The sequence below is a fragment of the Pseudoalteromonas sp. H71 genome, assembly GCF_001468485.1.
In the GTDB taxonomy this organism is placed as follows: Bacteria; Pseudomonadota; Gammaproteobacteria; order Enterobacterales; family Alteromonadaceae; genus Pseudoalteromonas.
This window is the reverse complement of the sequence record NZ_LODI01000042.1, coordinates 1-1,413: the sequence shown is the minus strand read 5'-3', so window position 1 is coordinate 1,413 and position 1,413 is coordinate 1. Positions and strand designations below refer to the sequence as shown.

1 rRNA gene is annotated in these 1,413 nt (G+C 51.0%); it reads right to left on the bottom strand.

Annotation, left to right across the window (positions count from 1 at the left end):
- Positions 1–51: 51 nt before the first annotated feature.
- A 23S ribosomal RNA gene (locus ATS71_RS14390) occupies positions 52–1,413 on the bottom strand; the annotation flags it as partial.

Sequence of the window (1,413 nt, the reverse complement as noted above, 5' to 3'; positions counted from 1 at the left end):
TATTAACTTCTTCGCTTGTTTCACTATCACATAAAACGCGTTTGGCGTTGTATGGTTAAGCCTCACGGGTAATTAGTACAAGTTAGCTTAATGGCTCACACCACTTCCACATCTTGCCTATCAACGTTGTAGTCTTCAACGGCCCTTCAGAGACTTTAAAAGTCTAGTGAGAACTCATCTCGAGGCCTGCTTCGCGCTTAGATGCTTTCAGCGCTTATCAGTTCCGAACGTAGCTACCGGGCAATGCCATTGGCATGACAACCCGAACACCAGCGGTTCGTTCACTCCGGTCCTCTCGTACTAGGAGCAACCCCTCTCAATTCTCAAACGCCCACGGCAGATAGGGACCGAACTGTCTCACGACGTTCTAAACCCAGCTCGCGTACCACTTTAAATGGCGAACAGCCATACCCTTGGGACCGACTTCAGCCCCAGGATGTGATGAGCCGACATCGAGGTGCCAAACACCGCCGTCGATATGAACTCTTGGGCGGTATCAGCCTGTTATCCCCGGAGTACCTTTTATCCGTTGAGCGATGGCCCTTCCATTCAGAACCACCGGATCACTATGACCTACTTTCGTACCTGCTCGACGTGTCTGTCTCGCAGTTAAGCTGGCTTCTACCATTACACTAACCGTACGATGTCCGACCGTACTTAGCCAACCTTCGTGCTCCTCCGTTACTCTTTGGGAGGAGACCGCCCCAGTCAAACTACCCACCAGGCACTGTCCGTAACCCCGATTCAGGGGCCAACGTTAGAACATCAAAACTACAAGGGTGGTATTTCAAGGACGACTCCANNANNACTAGCGTNNCNNCTTCAAAGTCTCCCACCTATCCTACACATGTAGGTTCAATGTTCAGTGCCAAGCTGTAGTAAAGGTTCACGGGGTCTTTCCGTCTAGCCGCGGGTACACAGCATCTTCACTGCGATTTCAATTTCACTGAGTCTCGGGTGGAGACAGCGTGGCCATGGTTACACCATTCGTGCAGGTCGGAACTTACCCGACAAGGAATTTCGCTACCTTAGGACCGTTATAGTTACGGCCGCCGTTTACCGGGGCTTCGATCAAGAGCTTCTCCGAAGATAACCCCATCAATTAACCTTCCGGCACCGGGCAGGTGTCACACCGTATACGTCATCTTGCGATTTTGCACAGTGCTGTGTTTTTAATAAACAGTCCCAGCCACCTGGTCACTGCGGCTCCCGTCCGCTTAGAGAGCAAGTCTCATCACAGATAGGAGCGTACCTTCTCCCGAAGTTACGGTACGATTTTGCCTAGTTCCTTCACCCGAGTTCTCTCAAGCGCCTTAGTATTCTCTACCTGACCACCTGTGTCGGTTTGGGGTACGATTCGGTATAATCTGAAGCTTAGAGGCTTTTCCTGGAAGTATGGCATCAGCAACTTCA